17 protein-coding genes are annotated in these 18,587 nt (G+C 67.9%); 12 read left to right on the top strand and 5 right to left on the bottom strand.

All coding sequences use genetic code 11. The features are described 5' to 3' along the window. Nucleotides 1–78: 78 nt before the first annotated feature. The 5 genes from CXG43_RS18770 to CXG43_RS18750 all read left to right on the top strand — a co-directional run bounded on the left by CXG43_RS18770 (nt 79) and on the right by CXG43_RS18750 (nt 6,101). A complete protein-coding gene (locus tag CXG43_RS18770; protein ID WP_101101705.1) occupies nt 79–444 on the top strand; it encodes a hypothetical protein in 366 nt (121 codons plus the stop codon). An 84-nt stretch (nt 445–528) separates the two neighbouring features. After that, on the top strand, nt 529–1,341 hold the full coding sequence (gene mutM, locus CXG43_RS18765) for a bifunctional DNA-formamidopyrimidine glycosylase/DNA-(apurinic or apyrimidinic site) lyase (RefSeq protein WP_101101703.1): 813 nt from the start codon (nt 529–531) through the stop codon (nt 1,339–1,341). Nucleotides 1,342–1,411: 70 nt separating this feature from the next. After that, the gene (locus CXG43_RS18760; protein WP_042612096.1) at nt 1,412–1,975 is read left to right on the top strand and encodes an ECF-type sigma factor; all 564 of its coding nucleotides are present in this window, start codon (nt 1,412–1,414) and stop codon (nt 1,973–1,975) included. 15 nt (nt 1,976–1,990) lie between these two features. Continuing rightward, on the top strand, nt 1,991–4,450 hold the full coding sequence (locus CXG43_RS18755) for a serine/threonine-protein kinase (protein WP_101101701.1): 2,460 nt from the start codon (nt 1,991–1,993) through the stop codon (nt 4,448–4,450). 49 nt (nt 4,451–4,499) lie between these two features. Then, on the top strand, nt 4,500–6,101 hold the full coding sequence (locus tag CXG43_RS18750) for a glucan biosynthesis protein D (RefSeq protein ID WP_101101699.1): 1,602 nt from the start codon (nt 4,500–4,502) through the stop codon (nt 6,099–6,101). A 60-nt stretch (nt 6,102–6,161) separates the two neighbouring features. Here CXG43_RS18750 and CXG43_RS18745 read toward each other — a convergent pair whose 3' ends face one another. After that, nucleotides 6,162–6,782: a thymidine kinase gene (locus CXG43_RS18745; protein ID WP_101101697.1), complete on the bottom strand. Its 621-nt coding sequence runs from the start codon at nt 6,780–6,782 to the stop codon at nt 6,162–6,164. Nucleotides 6,783–6,810: 28 nt separating this feature from the next. Then, entirely contained in the window at nt 6,811–7,533 is a 723-nt protein-coding gene (locus CXG43_RS18740; protein ID WP_101101695.1) for a sel1 repeat family protein, read from the bottom strand. A 102-nt stretch (nt 7,534–7,635) separates the two neighbouring features. On the opposite strand from CXG43_RS18740, the gene CXG43_RS18735 reads away from it, so the two are divergent. Both CXG43_RS18735 and CXG43_RS18730 read left to right on the top strand, forming a co-directional pair. Further along, a complete protein-coding gene (locus CXG43_RS18735; RefSeq protein WP_101101693.1) occupies nt 7,636–9,612 on the top strand; it encodes a UvrD-helicase domain-containing protein in 1,977 nt (658 codons plus the stop codon). Nucleotides 9,613–9,659: 47 nt separating this feature from the next. Further along, on the top strand, nt 9,660–10,187 hold the full coding sequence (locus CXG43_RS18730) for a GNAT family N-acetyltransferase (protein ID WP_232767883.1): 528 nt from the start codon (nt 9,660–9,662) through the stop codon (nt 10,185–10,187). Between the two features lie 46 nt (nt 10,188–10,233). On the opposite strand, the gene CXG43_RS18725 is transcribed toward CXG43_RS18730, so the two are convergent. Further along, nucleotides 10,234–10,893, bottom strand: a complete 660-nt coding sequence (locus CXG43_RS18725; RefSeq protein WP_101101691.1) for a YceH family protein — start codon at nt 10,891–10,893, stop codon at nt 10,234–10,236. Nucleotides 10,894–10,992: 99 nt separating this feature from the next. Between CXG43_RS18725 and CXG43_RS18720 the strand changes: the two genes are divergently transcribed. Then, nucleotides 10,993–11,913: a 5'-nucleotidase, lipoprotein e(P4) family gene (locus CXG43_RS18720; RefSeq protein WP_101101689.1), complete on the top strand. Its 921-nt coding sequence runs from the start codon at nt 10,993–10,995 to the stop codon at nt 11,911–11,913. Further along, nucleotides 11,910–12,632, top strand: coding sequence for an orotidine-5'-phosphate decarboxylase (gene pyrF / locus CXG43_RS18715; protein ID WP_101101688.1), 723 nt, complete (start codon nt 11,910–11,912; stop codon nt 12,630–12,632). Before CXG43_RS18720 ends, pyrF begins: the two co-directional genes overlap by 4 nt. An 18-nt stretch (nt 12,633–12,650) precedes the next feature. Here the strand turns inward: pyrF and CXG43_RS18710 are convergent, their stop codons facing one another. Continuing rightward, on the bottom strand, nt 12,651–13,460 hold the full coding sequence (locus tag CXG43_RS18710; protein WP_101101686.1) for a serine protease: 810 nt from the start codon (nt 13,458–13,460) through the stop codon (nt 12,651–12,653). Between the two features lie 269 nt (nt 13,461–13,729). On the opposite strand from CXG43_RS18710, the gene CXG43_RS18705 reads away from it, so the two are divergent. Next, entirely contained in the window at nt 13,730–14,698 is a 969-nt protein-coding gene (locus tag CXG43_RS18705; protein ID WP_157825181.1) for a hypothetical protein, read from the top strand. After that, a complete protein-coding gene (gene plsB / locus CXG43_RS18700; protein ID WP_101101682.1) occupies nt 14,698–17,331 on the top strand; it encodes a glycerol-3-phosphate 1-O-acyltransferase PlsB in 2,634 nt (877 codons plus the stop codon). The genes CXG43_RS18705 and plsB overlap by 1 nt, the downstream gene beginning before the upstream one ends. Before the next feature lie 72 nt (nt 17,332–17,403). On the opposite strand, the gene CXG43_RS18695 is transcribed toward plsB, so the two are convergent. Continuing rightward, nucleotides 17,404–17,607, bottom strand: coding sequence for a YdcH family protein (locus tag CXG43_RS18695; RefSeq protein WP_101101680.1), 204 nt, complete (start codon nt 17,605–17,607; stop codon nt 17,404–17,406). A gap of 90 nt (nt 17,608–17,697) precedes the next feature. On the opposite strand from CXG43_RS18695, the gene ttcA reads away from it, so the two are divergent. Then, on the top strand, nt 17,698–18,585 hold the full coding sequence (ttcA, locus tag CXG43_RS18690) for a tRNA 2-thiocytidine(32) synthetase TtcA (RefSeq protein ID WP_101101678.1): 888 nt from the start codon (nt 17,698–17,700) through the stop codon (nt 18,583–18,585). Nucleotides 18,586–18,587 lie beyond the last annotated feature (2 nt).

Below are 18,587 nucleotides of genomic sequence, written 5' to 3'. Positions count from 1 at the left end.
GGATGCAGTTTGCCAAGCCAGGGGCCATCATGTCTGCACCGCGGCAACCCCGCGCCGGACCACGGCCTGGAGGCCGCCATGACCGACGTCACCCTTACGCTGCCGCGCGGACCCGTGATCACCCTGCTGATCGCCTTGCTGCTGTCCGCTGCGGGCGGCGTGCAGGCGCAGGTGGCCGACACCGGCACCTACCTGCAGCGCATGGATGCCGATGGCGATGGGCGGGTCAGCGAGGCCGAGTATGTGCAGTGGATGATGTACGCCTTCGAGCAGATGGATGCCGATGGTGATGGCGTGCTGGACGCCAGCGAGCTGCCGGGCGGCAAGGGGCGGCCGATCACCCGTGGGCAGCAGCGGCAGACGCTGGTGCAGCGGTTCCACAAGCAGGATGCGAACCGGGATGGGTTCCTGGATGCGCGCGAGCTGGCGGCGCCGCCGCGGTGAGTCTGGCGCATGGCGCTGCAGCTGGGAGTGGGCCGGGCGGTAGGGCTACCGCGCTGCCGCTGCGGCCGGGCGTAGAATCTGCGCATGCCTGAGTTGCCCGAAGTTGAAACCACCCGGCGCGGACTGGCGCCGCATCTGCTCGAACGTGCCATCCATGGGGTGATACTGCGCCGCAGGGAGCTGCGCTGGCCGATCCCGGACGAGGTGGCCGCCCTGTTGCCGGGGCAGCGCATCGTGGATGTGCGCCGGCGCGCCAAGTACCTGCTGCTGGATACCGAAGCCGGTAGTGCGCTGCTGCACCTGGGGATGTCCGGCAGCCTGCGCGTGCTGCCGGGCGACACACCGCTGCGCGCGCATGACCACGTGGATATCAGCCTGGACAACGGCCGCCTGCTGCGCTTCAACGATCCGCGCCGCTTTGGCAGCCTGCTGTGGCAGCCGCCGGGCCAGGTCCATCCGCTGCTGCAGGGGCTGGGCCCGGAGCCGCTGGACGATGCCTTCGATGGTGACTATCTGTTCCAGCGCAGCCGTGGCCGCAAGGCGCCGATCAAGACCTTCCTGATGGACCAGGCGGTGGTGGTGGGCGTGGGCAACATCTACGCGGCCGAAAGCCTGTTCCGGGCCGGCATCAGCCCGCTGCGCGAGGCCGGCAAGGTATCGCGCGAGCGCTATCTACGTCTGGCGGAGGCGGTCAAGCAGATCCTGCAGCATGCAATCACCCGCGGTGGCACCACTCTGCGCGACTTCATCAGTCCCGATGGGGCGCCCGGCTACTTCGAACAGGAGTTGTCGGTCTACGGACGCGACGGCCAGCCCTGCCGGTCCTGCGGCCGGCCGTTGAAGCACGCCACCATCGGCCAGCGGGCCAGCGTCTGGTGCGGTTCCTGCCAGCGCTGAGGGCTTTTTCGCCAAGCGCGCTGGACAGGGCTATAGTCGCGCCACGACTCCCGTGGGAGCAGGCGCTGCGATGGATGAAGGATCCGACATCACTGTGTGGCTGGACGCCGCGCGCGGCGGCGACCGTGCCTCGCTGGACCGCGTGCTCACCGTGCTCTACCAGGAGCTGCATGGGATGGCCCGGCGGCAGCTGGCCGGCCAGCAGGGCCGCACCCTGGATGCCACCTCGCTGGTGCACGAGTCCTACCTGAAACTGCTCGGCAGCCGGGGCGGGGCACGCTTCGAGGATCGTGCGCACTTCTTCGCCTATGCGGCTTCGGCCATGCGCAGCGTGGTGGTGGACTACGCCCGCAACCGCTTGGCGCGCAAGCGCGGCGGTGACCTCAAACGGGTGGACATCCCTGAAAACAGCAGCAGCGGCATCCGCATGGACGAGGACCTGCTGGCGCTGGACGTGGCGCTGGAGCGCCTGCAGGCGCTGGATCCGCACCTGGCACGGGTGGTCGAACTGCGCTACTTCGCCGGCCTGACCGAACAGCAGATCGCCGAACTCAGCCAGCGTTCCGAGCGCAGCATCCGACGCGACTGGCAGAAGGCACGCCTGTTCCTGCTGACCGAAGTAAGCGGGGACTGAGCGCGAACACCCGCCATGGATGCCCTGCGCTGGCGTGAACTGTCCTCATGGCTGGACCAGCTGCTGGAACTGGATGAAGACGGTCGCCTGCAACGCCTGCGGCAGGTGGCAGCACGCGATCCGGGGTTGGCCGCAGAGCTGGAGAAGATGCTGGCCCATGAACGCGACAGCGAGCAGTTCATGGCCCAGCCGGTGTTTTCCGCGCCCGGATCATCGCGCGGTGGTAGCCGCATCGGTCCCTACCGCCTGTTGCAGCTGCTCGGCGAAGGCGGGATGGGCGAGGTCTGGCTGGCCGAGCGCTGCGACGGCATGTACGAGCGCAAGGTCGCCCTGAAGCTGTTGCGCAGCGGCCTGGCCGAACCCGGGCTGCATGCGCGCTTTGCGCGCGAGCGGCAGATCCTGGCCCGGCTGCAGCATCCGCATCTTGCCCAGCTGCACAACGCAGGCATCGATCCGCAGGGACACCCCTACTTCGCGCTGGACTACGTGCAGGGCGAGCCGATAACCGAGTACTGCCAGCGCAGGATGCTGCCGCTGGAAGAACGACTGCGGCTGATGCTGCAGGTGTGTTCGGTGGTGGCGCATGCGCACGCCAACCTGGTGGTGCACCGCGACCTGAAGCCCTCCAACATCCTGGTGGCCGATGGTGGGGTCAAGCTGCTGGATTTCGGCATCGCCCAACTGCTGGATCCGGAGGGCGTCGCGGCGGTGGCCGCCCCCGGCGAGCCGCGCGCGTTCACCCTGCACTACGCCGCGCCAGAGCAGGTGAGGGGCGACCCGCTGAGCACCCGTACCGATGTGTACTCGCTGGGCGTGGTGATCTACGAAGTGGTAACCGGGCACAAACCTTACCGCCTGCGTCGACACTCCGACAGCGAGTGGGAGCGCTCCATCCTGGAGGTCCAGCCAATGCCCGCATCGCGTCGGTTGCTGCAGGGTGAAGCCGGGATGTCGGTGCCGGCGGCCGCGCGGCGTCTTGCCCGACGCGTGCGGGGCGACCTGGACCTGCTGCTGGGCAAGGCGATGGACAAGGATCCGCAGCAGCGCTACGGATCGGTCGATGCCCTGGCCGAAGACCTGCGCCGGTTCCTGGATGGACGGCCGCTGCGCGCCCATCCGCCCGGCACCGGGTATCGCCTGCGCAAATATCTGCGGCGCCATCGCTGGGGCGTGACCGGCGCCAGCCTGGCCCTGTCGGCCTTGCTGGCGGTATCGACGATGGCCGTCTGGCAGGCGCGCCAGGCCCGTCAGGAGACCGCGCGCGCACAGGCGATGCAGGACTTCAACATCGGCTTGTTCGACCGCGCGGCAAGCGTCCGCCACGGCCACTTCGACGTACGCCAGCTGCTGGAAACCGGACAACAGCGTGCGCAGGCAGAACTGGCCGGGCAGCCGCTGGCGCTGGCCGAAATGGAGGGGGTCATCGGACGCCTGCACATCGGACTGGGCGACTACCAGACGGCCCTGCGCATCCTGGATCAACAACGCACGCTGCTGCAGGCACAACAGGACGTGCCGGGTGCGCTGCAGTTGGAAGCGGTGACCCAGCGCGCGCGCGCGTTGCGCATGCTGGGCCGTGACCGCGAGTGCGTCGCCCACCTGCAGGCCGCAGCGTCCATCGCCGACCAGCAGCAGGACCTGCTGCCGACCGCCGTGGCGGGCTTCGCCAGCGAACTGGCCCATTGCCAGAGCCAGCTCGGCCATGTCCGTGCTGCGCGCGCTGCCTTCATCCGCGCCCTGGCGCTGTACCAGCGCGGGGAGGGCAACCCGCGTGGCATCGCCGGTGCGCTGGCGGGGCTGGCCGGGCTGGATGCCGAAGCCGGCCTGGACGCGCGTGCACGGGAGGGCTACCAGCAGGCGCTGGCACTGCTGCAGCGCGCTGCACCGGGCACCCCGGAAGCCATCGGCATGCGGCGCCAGCTGGGGCAGATGCTGGCACGTAGCGGAAAGGCCGCAGAGGCCTCTGCGGCACTCGACCAGGCTTGGCAATCGGCGGTGCAGGCGTTCGGCCCGGACCATCCGGAAACGCTGGTGGTGCAGCGTTCCCGCGCGCTGCTGGCACTGCAGCAGGGTCGCCGGGCGTGGGCGGGCCCTGTGCTCGGCGAAGTGCGGGACAAGCTGGCCTTCGCCTTGGGGCCGGACCACCGTGAAGTCGGCCTGGCCGAACACGCCCTGGGTGACGTCGCCAGGGCGGATGGAAATGACCAGGCCACGGTCAGCCACTACCGCACCGCCGTACGTATCTGGCGCCAGCCTGACCATGTGGCCCTGCTGCCGGAGGGCCTGCTCGACCTGGGCGAGGCCGAACGCGCGGCGGGTAGCCCCGCGCGGGCCGCCGCGGCGTGGCGCGAGGCACGCCAGTTGCTGATCGCCCAGCGCGGCATTCCGTCTTCGGCCGTCCGCCAGCTGGACCTGCGCTTGGCCCGCCTGCCGCGGCCAGCTGAACAGATGTCGCCGGCCACTGCCAACAATTAACGAATCTGTTGGAATAATGGCCGACCCTCCATGCCCCGGCTGCCTTCGAATGCAACGACGCGATTTTATCCGCAACGCTTCCCTGGCCTTGGCTGCCTTCGGCCTGCCTGCATTGAACGTGGGCGCCGCGGCAAGCCGACAGGTCGGCCTGCGCCGCCTGGGACAGCCGGTGCCGTTCGATTTCGCCAGCCTGAAGGGCCAGGCGCGCGCGCTGGCCGCTGCGCCCTACACGACCCACAAACGGACCCTGCCAGGCCCGGTGGAAGCGCTGAGCTGGGATGCATACCAGTCGATCCGCTACCGCCAGGACCATGCGCTGTGGGGTAATGAGCCGGGCCGGTTCCAGGCCAAGTTCTTCCACCTGGGGCTGTACTTCCATTCGCCGGTGCGGATGTTCGACGTGGTCGACGGCAAGGCGCAGGAACTGGCCTATGACGGTGCCGCCTTCGATTATGGGAAGAGTGGGATCAAGGACGGCCAGCTGCCTGCCGACCTCGGCTTTGCCGGCTTCCGGCTCAACACGCGCAAGGATACCGATCGCGATTTCGCTGCGTTCCTCGGCGCCAGTTACTTCCGCGCGGTCGGCAAGGAAGGCCAGTACGGGCAATCGGCGCGCGGCTTGGCGATCGACACCGGGACCGGCGGCCCGGAAGAGTTCCCGGACTTCATCGCCTACTACCTCGAACGCCCGGACAACGACTCGGACACCATCGTGGTCTATGCGTTGCTCGACTCGCCCAGCGTCGCCGGCGCCTACCGCTTCGCCATCACCAATGGCGATGTGCTGTTGATGGACATCGACAGCGCGCTGTACCCGCGCAAGGCGATCGAGCGGCTTGGCATCGCTCCGTGCACCAGCATGTTCCAGGTCGGCGAGAACGATCGCCGCATGGCGTGGGACTGGCGCCCGGAGATCCACGATACCGACGGGCTGGCGATGTGGAGCGGTGGCGGCGAGTGGATCTGGCGCCCGCTGGTGAACCCGCGCGAGCTGCGCTTCAACATGTTCGTCGATCGCAATCCGCGTGGCTTCGGCCTGCTGCAGCGCGACCGCGAATTCGACCATTACCAGGACGACGGCGTGTTCTACGAGAAGCGCCCGTGCCTGTGGGTGGAGCCCAAGGGCGACTGGGGCGAGGGCTCGGTGCAGCTGGTGGAGATCCCGACCGTGGACGAGACCTTCGACAACATCGTCGCGTTCTGGAACCCGAAGGAGAAACCGCAGGCCGGGCAGGAGCTGCTGGTCGGCTATCGCCTGTACTGGGGCGCCGAGCCGCCGGCACGTTCGCCGCTGGCGCACACCGTGGCCACCCGCACCGGCCTGGGCGGCATCATCGGCAAGAAGCGCAACTATTTCTCTTGGCGCTTCGCGGTGGACTTCGCCGGCGGCGCGCTGGCCAGCCTGATCGACAAGGGTGAGGTGGAGGCCGTGGTGCAGGCGAGCCGTGGCAAGCTGGAGATCGTTTCGGCCCGTCCGTTGCGTGAGATCAACGGCTACCGGGCCATGTTCGACCTGGTGCCGGGCGATGACAGCACCGCGCAGATCGACATCCGGTTGTTCCTGCGCAGCGGGGGCAAGACGCTGACGGAAACCTGGTTGTACCAGTACAGTCCGCCGCCGGCCGGGGCGCCAGAGCGCACGCTGTACTGAGCCCTGTAAACAGGGAACCGGATGCGCCGCGCGATGCCCGGCGCCACCGGCGCTACCGGTTTACAGCGGCAGCGCGGCCTGCATCGGGTCGATCCGGCTTTCGCCGCGGGTGATCTTCTTGAACTCGGCGCGGCTGACCGACACGTAGCGTTCGTTGCCGCCGATCTCCACCTGCGGGCCGTCCTGCACCGCGTGGCCGTGCTCGTCCACCCGCACGGTCATGGTCGCCTTCTTGCCGCTGTGGCAGATGGTCTTGATCTCCTGCATCTCGTCGGCCCAGGCCAGCAGGTACTGGCTGCCTTCGAACAGCTCACCGCGGAAGTCGGTGCGCAGGCCATAGCAGAGCACCGGGATGCGCAGCTGGTCGACCACTTCGCTCAGTTGCCAGACCTGGGCGCGGCTGAGGAACTGCGCTTCGTCCACCAGCACGCAGCCAAGCGGGCCGTGCGCGGCGATATCGGCTTCGACCAGTCGCTGCAGGTCGCTGTCGCGCTCGAAGGCCATGCCATCGGCCTTCAGCCCGATGCGCGAGGCCACCACGCCGCTGCCGGCGCGGTTGTCCAGCCGCGGGGTAAGGATCGCCACCCGCATGCCGCGCTCGCGGTAGTTGTGCGCACTCTGCAGCAGCGTAGTGGTCTTGCCGGCGTTCATCGCCGAATAATAGAAATAGAGCTTGGCCATCGGCAGATTCTAGCCGCAGCGGGCGGACTCAGTCGCCGCGCAGCGGATGCGGGGAACCCACGTCCACGCTGCTGGTGTTGCCCGCGTCCAGCTGCTGGCCCTGCCACTTCCAGTAGGCTTCGGGCTGCCACAGCCGCGGTGCGTAGTAGATCTCCGGTACCACCCGCACCATCTGCCCGTTGAAGCGCACCTGCATGACCGTCGAACCCAGTGCACCGGTGCGGCTGCCGGTCATTTCCCCCATGTTGCGGCGCATTTCGCGTTCCTGCCGCGGCTTGGCCACCGGGTCGCCGTACTCGGCGTACAGCTTCTGGCCTTCACTGACCGCGCGCTTGCGCTCGGCTTCGTCCAGGGCGGCCCAGTACTGTTCGCGGCGCACCACCAGCCATTCGGTGCCGCGTTCGGCCGCCAGGTCCATCCAGGCATAGCCCAGTGCGCGGTCGACCGGGCCGCCCTTGCCGTTCCACAGCAGCTCGGCCATCAGCGCCTGGGACAGCTTGTCGGCATGCTGGGCCCCAAGCCGGAAGTAACGACGCGCATCCTCGGGCTTGTCGCGCTCGACGGCCGCCAGGCCAAGCTGCCGGTAACGCAGGTCCGGGTGCGCTTTCAGGAAGGCCGGTGAACTGACCACCGCGTGTTCCTGCAGCGACAGGGGGACGTTTTCGGCGGCCAGCTGCGCCTGGGCGGCGTGCAGCGGCGACAGCAGGGCGGCGGCGAGCACCGCGCGGCAGGCAAACCTGTTCAGGTCCATCGGTCACTTCCTGTGAAACGGGGTGTGCCGCCACTATCCGCAGCGGGGCGGGCGAGCGCAACCTGCCGGAGGTCAGGGTGCCCCCGCTACAATCGGCAGTACATGCACGGACTCAATCCCCCCCAAAGCGCAGCAGTGCTGCACATCGAAGGCCCCTTGCTGGTACTGGCGGGCGCCGGCAGCGGCAAGACGCGCGTCATCGTGGAGAAGATCGCCCACCTGATCGGCTGCGGCCGCTATCCGGCCCGGCGCATCGCCGCGATCACCTTCACCAACAAATCGGCCAAGGAAATGCGCGAGCGCGTGGCCCGGCGCCTGCGTGATCAGGACGCCGAAGACGTCACCATCTGCACCTTCCATGCGCTGGGGTTGAAGTTCCTGCAGATCGAACACGCTGCGGTGCGCCTGAAGCGCGGCTTCTCGATCTTCGATGCCGACGACAGCAACGCCCAGGTCAAGGACCTGATGCATGGTGCCAAGCCGGATGACATCGAGGACGTGAAGAACCTTATTTCGCGTGCCAAGAATGCCGGCCTGTCACCGGAGCAGGCGATGCGCGAGGCGCGCAGCAACCGCGAGAAGGAAGCGGCCGGCGTCTACGAGCGCTACCAGCTGCGGCTCACGGCCTTCAATGCCGTGGACTTCGACGACCTGATCCGCCTGCCGGTGCAGGTGCTGGAGGAGAATCCGGAGATCGCCATCGCCTGGCGCGAACGCATCGGCTACCTGCTGGTGGATGAGTGCCAGGACACCAACGACGCCCAGTACCGCCTGCTCAAGCAGCTGGCCGGGGACAAGGGCAACTTCACCTGCGTGGGTGACGATGACCAGTCCATCTACGCCTGGCGCGGTGCCAATCCGGAAAACCTGCAGCAGATGGCGCGCGACTACCCCGCGCTGCAGATCATCAAGCTGGAACAGAACTACCGCTGTTCAAACCGGGTGCTGCGCGCGGCCAATGCGTTGATCGCCAACAATCCGCACGAACACCTGAAGAAGCTGTGGAGCGACCAGGCCGACGGCGAACGCATCCGGGTGTGGGAGTGTCGCAACAGCGAGCACGAGGCGGAAAAAGTGGCGGCCGAGATCGCCTTCATCGCCCAGGCGCGGCAGGTACCGTGGAGTGATTTCTGCATCCTGTTCCGCGGCAACTTCCAGTCACGCCCGCTGGAAAAGGCGATGCAGCTGGCGCGCGTGCCGTACCACCTGTCCGGCGGCACGGTGTTCCTGGAGCGCCAGGAAGTCAAAGACACACTGGCCTGGCTGCGCCTGCTGGTGAATCCGGACGACGACACCGCCTTCATGCGCGCGGTGCAGGCGCCCAAGCGCGACGTGGGTGCAGGCACGCTGGCCAAGCTGGCGGAGCTGGCATCGGAAAAGAACATGCCGATGGCGCAGGCGGCCGAGGCGCTGGGCGCGCTGCAGCAGCTCCCCCCGCGTGCGGCCAACAGCCTGTCGCGCTTCACCGACATCCTGCGTGACCTGCGCGCACAGACCCGCGAGATATCTTCCGGCGACATGATCCGCAAGGTGGCCAAGGAATCAGGGCTGTTGAGCGAGTTGCGTCAGCAGGCCAAGGAAGAAGCCAGTTACCAGCGCCGCGCCAGCAACATCGAAGAGCTGGCGCAGTGGTTCGAAGGCGGCCCGCGCGGCGCCACCGCCGCCGACCTGGCCGGCCAGCTGGCGCTGTTGTCGCGCAACGACAAGGACGATGGCGGCAACCAGGTGCGCATGATGACTCTGCATGCTTCCAAGGGCCTGGAGTTCCCCTATGTCTTCATCGTCGGCTGCGAAGACGGCGTGCTGCCGCACCAGGTCAGCCTGGACGAAGGCACGCTGCAGGAAGAGCGGCGGCTGCTGTACGTGGGCATCACCCGGGCCAAGGTCCAGCTGTGGATGAGCCACAGCAAGCTGACGCGCAAGTTCGGCGAGCATGTCCGGCTAAAACCCAGCCGCTTCTTCGCCGAACTGCCGGCCGAAGAACTGCAGCGCGACGGCGCCGATCCGGTGGCCGATGCGGCGCGCAAGCAGGAACGGGCCAGCGCCGGCCTGGCGGCCATCCAGGCCTTGTTCGACTGAGCGCGCAGTGCGCACAATCGGCCACTACAACGGCGACGGGAACGGCAGTGCAGATTGAAACCGACCGGCTGCGCCTGCGGCCCATCGAGCCCGAGCGCGATGCCGGCTGCATGCTGGCCCTGCTGAATGATCCTGGTTTCGTGCGCTTCATCGGCGATCGCGCCGTGCGCAGCGAGGAGCAGGCCCGCGAGTACATCGCGCTGCGCGTGCTGCACAGTTACGCGCTGAACGGCTTCGGCATGTATGCGATCGAGCGCCTGTCCGATGGGGCCTGGCTGGGCAATGCCGGCCTGGTCCGCCGCGACGGCCTGCCGGGACCGGATGTCGGTTACGCGGTACTGGGCGAGTACGCAGGCCATGGGTATGCCGGCGAGGCGGCGCAGGCGGTGTTCGCCCATGCGCGCGGCACGCTGGGCCTGCAGGACCTGTACGGCATCATCAGCCCGGACAACCTGGCTTCCGCGGCGATCCTGCGCCGGCTGGGGATGCAGCAGCGCGGCCCGATTCAGCTGCCCGGCAGCGAGCAATGGGTGACCCTGTTCGCCACGCCGGGCGCGGCCGACGTCGCCCGCTGATCGCGCGCCGCATGGTAGTGCCGGCCGCTGGCCGGCAGCCCTCGATTCAGCCGCGCAGCGCTTCCAGCTCGGCGCGCAGCTCGGCAACGGCGGTTTCCAGCTGCGCCACCCGTTCGGCCAGCGCCGGATCGTGGCCGCCCGAGCCAGTGGATGCCGAACCCGACGCGGCGAACGTCGCCGCCAGCGCCGCACCATCGACTTCGCCACACAGCAGGTGCATGTAGCGGTCTTCGCGCTGGCCACCGGCACGCGGCAGCACCACCAGCAGCTCGCGCTGCTGCAGGCGTTCGATCGCGTGGCGTGCCTCGTCGGCATTGCCGAAGCGATGCAGCCGTTCGGCGCGCGTCATCAGCTCGGCCAACGTCTGTGGACCCCGCAGCAGCAGCAGTGCCAGCACCACGGTCTGCTGGCGGGTCAGGTCCAGGGCCGTCTGCAGGCGATGTTCATAGCGGTCGGCACGCGAGGAAAAATGCTGGCGCGCCAGGCCCATGCTTTCCAGCTGGCGCAGCGCGTGCTGCACATTGCCGGCATCCAGGTTCATCAGCGGATCGCGCGCGGTCTTCTGGTTGGCCGCCGACTGGGCCGCGTTCACCGTCAGCGGATAGGTGTCCGGCGTAGTGGCTTCCTTTTCCACCAGGCACCCCAGCAAGCGTGCCTGGGTGGCATCCAGCAGCGGGCGGGCAGGGGTGTCGGGGGTGTCGGTCATGGCGGGCTCCGCTGGGTCGATGGAACAGCCATCAAGCATAGCCGCTGCCCCTGTCATGTTTGCCGTTAAAATGGCGGGGATCTGAACATGGTGAAGCCAATGCGTCGTCGTATCGCCCCCCTTTCCCTGTCCCTGCTCGCCATCGCGGTGATCGGGCTGTCCGCGTGCAAGCGCGTCGACGCCCCGCCTGCTGCGGCCCAAGCCGCTGCCGCCGCACCGGCGGATGCGGCCCCGGCAACGGACAGCAGTGCCAACGACAACCTGAACGCAGTGCTGTGGATGCAGCGTGCGCAGGAATACCGGGCAATCACCGAGCAGACCTACCGTGCCGCAGCTGATCGCCTGGATGCGGCGCTGAAGGAGTCCCACTGGGATGCCCTGGTGCCGGAAGAGCGCGGCAACGATGCCAAGGGCCTGAAGCCGGCGGTGGTGCTGGACCTGGATGAGACCGTGCTGGACAACTCGCCCTACCAGGCGCGCCTGGTGCGCGATGGCAAGGAATACGACGAGATGACCTGGGACCAGTGGGTGGCCGAGAAGAAGGCCAAGGCGATTCCCGGCGTCGTTGATTTCGCCAGGGCGGCCAATGAAAAAGGCGTCACCCTGCTGTACATCTCCAACCGCGCCGTGCACCTGAAGGAGACCACCCTGGCCAACCTGCGTGCCGAGGGCCTGCCGGTTGCCGACGACAGCGTGTTCCTCGGCCTGGGGACCGTGGTGGAGGGCTGTGAGCAGGCCGGCAGTGAAAAGAACTGCCGCCGCCGCCTGGCCGGGCAACAGTACCGGGTGCTGATGCAGTTCGGTGACCAGCTCGGCGATTTCGTCGAAGTCACCGCCAACACCAACGACGGCCGCGATGCCCTGCTGCAGCAGTACCACGACTGGTTCGGCGAGCGCTGGTGGATGTTGCCGAACCCGACCTACGGCGGCTTCGAGCCGGCGCAGTTCAACAATGATTTCAGCCAGCCGCGCCAGGCCCGCCACGACGCAAAGCGTGCCGCGCTGGACTATGCGCCATGAGCCGCGGACCGCTGCCACTGCGTGATGACGAGCGCCTGATCTTCGCGCTGGACGTGCCCGACCGCGCGCAGGCGCTGGGGTGGGTGGATCGGCTGGGCGACAGCGTCGGCTTCTACAAGATCGGCATGGAGCTGCTGGCATCGGGTGAGTATTTCCAGGTGCTGGAGGAGCTGGCGCGCCGCGAGAAGCGGGTGTTCGTCGACCTGAAATTCTTCGACATTCCGGCCACCGCCGCGGCGGTCATCAAGCGCTTGGCGCAATGGCCGGTGAGCTACTGCACGATCCATGGCTGGCACCCGGCGATGATGGAGGCCTGTGCGGCCGTGGCTGGCGGCGACATGCGCCTGCTGGCGGTCACGGTGTTGACCTCGATGGGGCGCGAAGACCTGGCCCGGATGGGCATTGACCGCGAACCGGTGGATGTTGTCGTGGAACGCGCGCTGGCGGCGAAGGCGGCCGGTATCGACGGCGTGATCGCCTCCGGTCAGGAAGCGGCGCCGATCCGTACCGCGGCCGGCGCCGGGTTCTCCATCGTCTGCCCGGGGATCCGCCCGGACGGTCCGGCCGGTGATGACCAGAAGCGCACCGTCGGGGTGGCGCAGGCCTTCACCGACGGCGCCGATGCCATCGTGGTCGGGCGACCGATCCGGCTGGCGGCCGATCCGCAGGCTGCGGCACGGGCCATCCAGCAGGACATCAGTGCCGCACTGCGGCGCTGAGCGGCGCGCGGGGCCGGCTCAGTCCCCGGTCCAGGTAGCGCGGATGAAGTCCACGATCCCGGCACCGGCAAGGCGCGCGTACACGCCCGGGGAGTCGCCCCTCGCACAGCCGATTCCCCAGCTTACGACACCGAGCTGATCCCAGCTGCCCTCATCGCTGGCCAGGAACAACGGGCCACCGGAATCGCCCTGGCAGGAGTCCTTGCCCGAACGGCTGGCGCACAGCTCCACCTCGGCATCGACAGGCAGGCGACCCTGGTACAGCCGCTGGCATTCCGCAGTGGCGATGAAAGGAACATCCACTTCCTGCATCCGCAGCGGAAAATCCATGCCGCTGGCCAGGCTGCCCCAGCCGGCAACGGTGAGGCGTTGGCCGGGCTGTTCGAACGCCGCCCCTTCCAGGCCCGGCAGGCTGACCGGCCGCACATCGGCTATCGGTGTCCTCAGGCGGATCAGGGCCACGTCATTTTTATCGCCGGTGTAGGCGGGATGGACGTGGATGGCAGCCACGGCGTGGCGGCTGCCGGTGGCGCTGCCGAAATCGGTTGCACCGGCATGGACGTCGAGACTGCCGGGAGAGCGGCGCCACACGCAGTGGGCGGCCGTCAGTACCCACGATGGCGAGATCAGGGAGCCACCGCAGAAGTGGCCGGAGTAGAGCGAGCCCGCGCCGGCATTCTGCAGGCTGACGATGAAGGGATAGCGGCCGTCCGGGACATCGGTTCCGCCGACGATGGCAGGCTGCAGCGGCGCCTCACCCGCAGCCGGAGCGGCCATTGCATGCCAGGACAGGGCGCTGGCGATGACAAGCGAAAAGAAGGAACGCATGGTGGGACACCTCGGGTTCGGCAGTTTGCCGGGGCCTGTAGTGGGCGCCTCCGCGGGCGAGGGATCTGCCGCCTCGATCACGCATCCGGTGCATCCAGCGCAATACCTACACGTGCATCAGCCGGTCACCAGCATCCACTGATCCGCCGAGCGCCAGCCGTTGTGGTTCAATGGCCTGCACGCCGCGCGCGGCGTTGTGTCGCCACTGTCTTGCTGCTGACAGGCAACTCCGGTCAAGATGCAGGCCGGTCTGGGGAGTCCGAACCATCATGTCGAAGACGAAACGGCGCGCGCTGCGCCATGCGGGTGGGTGGACTTGCGCTGCCATGCTGCTGTTGGCGATGGCCGCCTGCCAGCGCGATGCGGTCGATGCCGCTCTGCCGCCCGCCGAACCCGTCGCGGCGGTGCAGGCGATGGCGCGTGCGATTGCCGACAACGACCTGGTGGCCTATGCCCGGTTGTCGGTACCACCGGCGCAGTACACGGCACTGGACCAGGCGTGGAGCCAGGGCCACAGCCGCTGGCCGCTGACCGAACTGCCGCTGCACGACCAGCTGCTGCCGATGTTGCAGGCCCTTTCCGCCGACGATGGCAGCCAGCGCCTGCAGCGCAGTTTCGACCGGCAACTGGCCGGGCAGACGGCCGCCGTGCGCCAGGCCGCGCAGTCCATGGGCTTGTTCGGCGTGCAGTACCTGCGCCATGAAACCAGCTTCACCGCCAGCCAGCAGGCGCACTACGTGCAGGTGGTGCAGACGCTGGCGGCGTGGGCGGCCGATGCGCCGATAAGCGACCGGGCGCGGGCACGGGCGAGCATCGCCGCGCTCACCAAGGCCGCCAGCGCGACCGGCTTCACCGACGATGCGCAGCTGCAGCAGGCCGGAATGGCGGCCAGCCTGGAGCGGCTGGGACCGTTCATCGCCACGCTGAAATCGGTGCTGGCCAGCTATGGGCTTGATCTGGACGCATCGATGCGCGGGATTGCCGGCGAGGTACTTTCCCGGCAGGGCGACAACGCCCTGGTACGCCTGCAGTATCCCTTGGCAGGAGAGACGATCACCCTGCAGATTCCGTTGACCCGCCGCGAGGGGCATTGGTACCTCACGCGTACGCTGGCCGATACCGACGCGCTGTTGCGCAACGCGCGCACGGCGCAGGCGGCCGTGGAAGCTGAATCCGTCTCGGCCATCGCACTTCCTGTTGAGACCGGGGACGATGAAAAGCCCGCGGCTACGCCATAATGATGCCGATGTCGAAACAGAATCCGCTGCCGTTCCCCGGCGAACAACCTGAGCAGACCCCTGCCGATCCGGCGCAGGTGTCCCCGATGACGATCGACGGCCCGGTGCCGGCGCATGTTGCCGCGCGCGCTGGCGCCGGCCGGCGTCCGTGGTGGGCGCGGCTGCTGGGTCGTCTGTTCGAGCCCTGGCTGTCGCTGGACATCGAACCGCAGGATCCCGGCCAGTACAACGACGGCCGCCCGGTGGTCTACGTGCTGGAGGATTACGGTCTGTCCAATGCGCTGATCCTGGACAAGGCCTGCCGCCAGGCCGGGCTGCCCTCGCCGCTGGTGCCGCTGCCCGGTGATCCCACCGGCCGCAAGCGCGCCTACGTGGCCCTGTCACGGCGCAGTTCGAGCAATTCCATCATCCCCGAACAGCGCGGCGCCAAGACCCACTCCGATTCGCTGGCCAAGGTGCTGCAGGCGCACCGGTCGCGCGACGAACTGGACGTGCACCTGGTGCCGGTGTCGATCTTCGTCGGCCGCGCGCCGGACAAGCAGAGCGGCTGGTTTGCCGTGCTGTTCTCTGAAAACTGGGCGCTGGTCGGACGCTTCCGCCGACTGCTGGCGGTGCTGCTGAACGGTCGCAGCACCATCGTGCGCTTCGCCCCGCCGATCTCGCTGCGGGCCACCGTGGATGAAGGGCTGGATCCGGAACGCACGGTGCGCAAGCTGCAGCGTGTGCTGCGCACGCATTTCCGCCGCATCCGCGAATCGGTGATCGGTCCTGACCTGTCCACCCGCCGCCTGCTGGTGGACCAGGTGCTGCAGGCCGAGCCGGTGCGTGAAGCGATTGCCGCCCAGGCCCGCCGCGACAACAGCAAGCCGGCCGACGCGTGGAAGAAGGCGCACGCCTACGCGTGGGAAATCGCCGCCGATTACTCCAGTCCGGTGGTGCGTTCGGCCAGCTTCATGCTGAGCCACGTGTGGAACCGCATCTATGCCGGCGTGCTGGTCCACCACCTTGACAAGTTCAAGGCGGCCGCGCCCGGCCACGAGGTGGTGTACGTGCCCAGCCATCGCAGCCACATGGACTACCTGCTGCTGTCCTACCTGTTGTACGACCGCGGTATCGTGCCGCCGCACATCGTGGCCGGCATCAACCTCAACCTGCCGGTGGTCGGCACGTTGCTGCGCAAGGGCGGCGCGTTCTTCATCCGCCGCTCGATCCGCGGCAACGCGCTGTATTCGGCGGTGCTGAGCGAATACGTCGCCCAGCTCGTCGCCGGCGGCTATTCCATCGAATATTTCGTCGAAGGCGGCCGCTCGCGTACGGGTCGCCTGCTGCAGCCCAAGGGCGGCATGATCTCGATGACGCTCAAGGCATTCCTGCGCCAGCCGCGCAAGCCGGTGCTGTTCCAGCCGATCTACATCGGTTACGAAAAACTGATGGAAGGCAGCAGCTACCTCGACGAGCTGACCGGCCGGCCCAAGGAAAAGGAATCGATCTGGTCGCTGCTGTGGGGCATCCCGAAGGTGCTGAAGCAGAACTTCGGCCAGGTGGTGGTGAACTTCGGCGAACCGATCGCGCTCAACGACGTGCTGGCCGAAAAGGCCCCTGAGTGGGATGGTCGTGCGGTCGCCGAGGATGAAAAGCCGGCATGGCTGTCCACTACCGTGGATACCCTGGCCGAACGCATCCAGGTGCGCATCAACGGTGCCGCCGACGTCAACCCGATCAACCTGCTGGCGTTGGCGCTGCTGTCCACGCCCAAGCACGCCATGGGCGAGGCCGACCTGATCGCGCAGATCCAGCTGTGCAAGACGCTGCTGGAGGAAATGCCGTACTCGGACCGGGTGACGGTCACCCCGCATTCGCCGGAGCGGATCATCGCCCACGCCGAAGAAATCAACGTGCTGACCCGGGTCAAGCATCCGCTGGGCGACGTGCTGAGCGTGAGCGGGGACACCGCCGTGCTGCTCAGCTACTTCCGCAACAACGTGCTGCACCTGTTCACCGCTTCGTCGTGGGTCGCGTGCTGTTTCCAGAACAACCGGCGCATGGGCCGCGCCGGCCTGGTGCGCCTGGGGCGTTCGGTGTACCCCTTCCTGCAGGCCGAACTGTTCCTGCCGTGGTCCGAAGACGAGTTCGGCCAGCGCATCGAACAGACCATCGACCTGTTCATCCGCGAGGGCCTGCTGCAGCAGGTCGGCGAGGATGAGGGCGGCGTGCTGTCGCGCAATACCGGACAGACCGACGAGGTGTTCCGCCTGCGTGCGATCGGCCACTCCCTGCAGCAGGCATTCGAGCGTTACTACATCGCCATTTCGGTGCTGGTGAAGAATGGTCCCGGCACGCTGGGTGCGGCGGAACTGGAAAGCCTGTGCCAGCAGGCCGCGCAGCGCCTGAGCCTGCTGTACGCGCCGGCGGCACCGGAGTTCTTCGACAAGACCCTGTTCCGTGGATTCATCCAGAAGCTGCGCGAACTGCGGCTGGTCTGGCCGGACGAGAACAGCCGTCTGTTGTTCGACGAGCGCCTGGACGGTTGGGCAAAGGATGCCAAGTTCATCCTCGGCCGCGAGCTGCGCCACACCATTGAACGGGTGAGCCCGGAAGCGGCCCGGCCGGAAGAAACCGTGCCGCAGGACTGATCAGGCAGGGCGTGGCGACCAACGGTCGCCACCCACCGGAAGTGCCCAGGCCGGGGCACCCACCGGAAGGGCTCAGGCCGGCTCGTCGGGGATCTGCAGGCTTTCCAGCCGCGTGATGCAGTCTTTCAGCTGCAGCCGGTGACGCTTGAGCCGCTTGGACTCCAGGTCGTCTTCGCCATTGGCCGCCATGCGCGTGATGCGTTCGTCCAGCGCGCGGTGGTCGGCGCGCAGCGCGAGCAGGCGCTCGGTGATTTCTGCGGGAGTGTAGATGTCCACCCGTCGAGCATACACAGCGCGGGTGACCACCGGGAGAACCGCCGCTCCGGAGGCCTCCGAAGCACGCATGCCAGCCGGTAGAATGGACGGATGACCGACGTCCTGTCCCTGCCCGATCCGTTGCCGCGCGTGCCCCGCGAGGCCGGCGCGCAGGCGGACGTGCTGGCGCGCGCACTGCGTCGGCAGGTCGGCCAGGCCATCGCCGATTACGGCATGATCGGGGCGGGCGACAAAGTGATGGTGTGCCTGTCCGGCGGCAAGGACAGCTATACCCTGCTGGACATGCTGCTGCAGCTGCAGCGCAGGGCGCCGGTTCGGTTCGAGCTGGTCGCGGTGAACCTGGACCAGAAGCAGCCGGGGTTTCCCGCGCATGTGCTGCCGGCGTACCTGGAGCGGCTGGGAGTGGCGTACCAGATCATCGAACAGGACACCTATTCGGTGGTCAGCCGGGTGATTCCCGAAGGGCGCACGCAGTGTTCACTGTGCTCCCGGCTGCGCCGTGGCGCGCTGTACCAGCATGCCGCCCGCCATGGCTTCACCCGGATCGCGCTGGGGCACCACCGCGATGACATGGCGGCGACGTTCCTGATGAACCTGTTCCACCATGCCAAGCTGTCCGGCATGCCGCCCAAGCTGCGCAGCGACGATGGCCAGCACGTGGTGATCCGGCCGCTGGCCTATGTGCGCGAGCGGGACATCGCGCAGTACGCGCAGGCACGCCGCTTCCCGATCATCCCGTGCACGCTGTGTGGCAGCCAACCCAACCTGCAGCGTCGCCAGATAGGCCAGCTGCTGGCGCAGTGGGATAGTGACCATCCGGGGCGCGTGGAGCAGATCGCCCGTGCACTGGCCAGCGTGGAACCGTCGCAGCTGGCGGACCTGGACCTGTTTGATTTTCATTCCCTGGAGCGTCGCCACCGCGACGCACCTCCTGAGACGCCGATGGCCGACGATGGCCACGGCGCCCTTCACTCCTGAAT

It is taken from the genome of Stenotrophomonas sp. Bg11-02 (genome assembly GCF_002836635.1).
Taxonomy (GTDB): Bacteria; Pseudomonadota; Gammaproteobacteria; order Xanthomonadales; family Xanthomonadaceae; genus Stenotrophomonas; species Stenotrophomonas lacuserhaii.
Note: the sequence above shows the minus strand (reverse complement) of the source record. Positions and strands in the feature narration are given on the sequence as shown.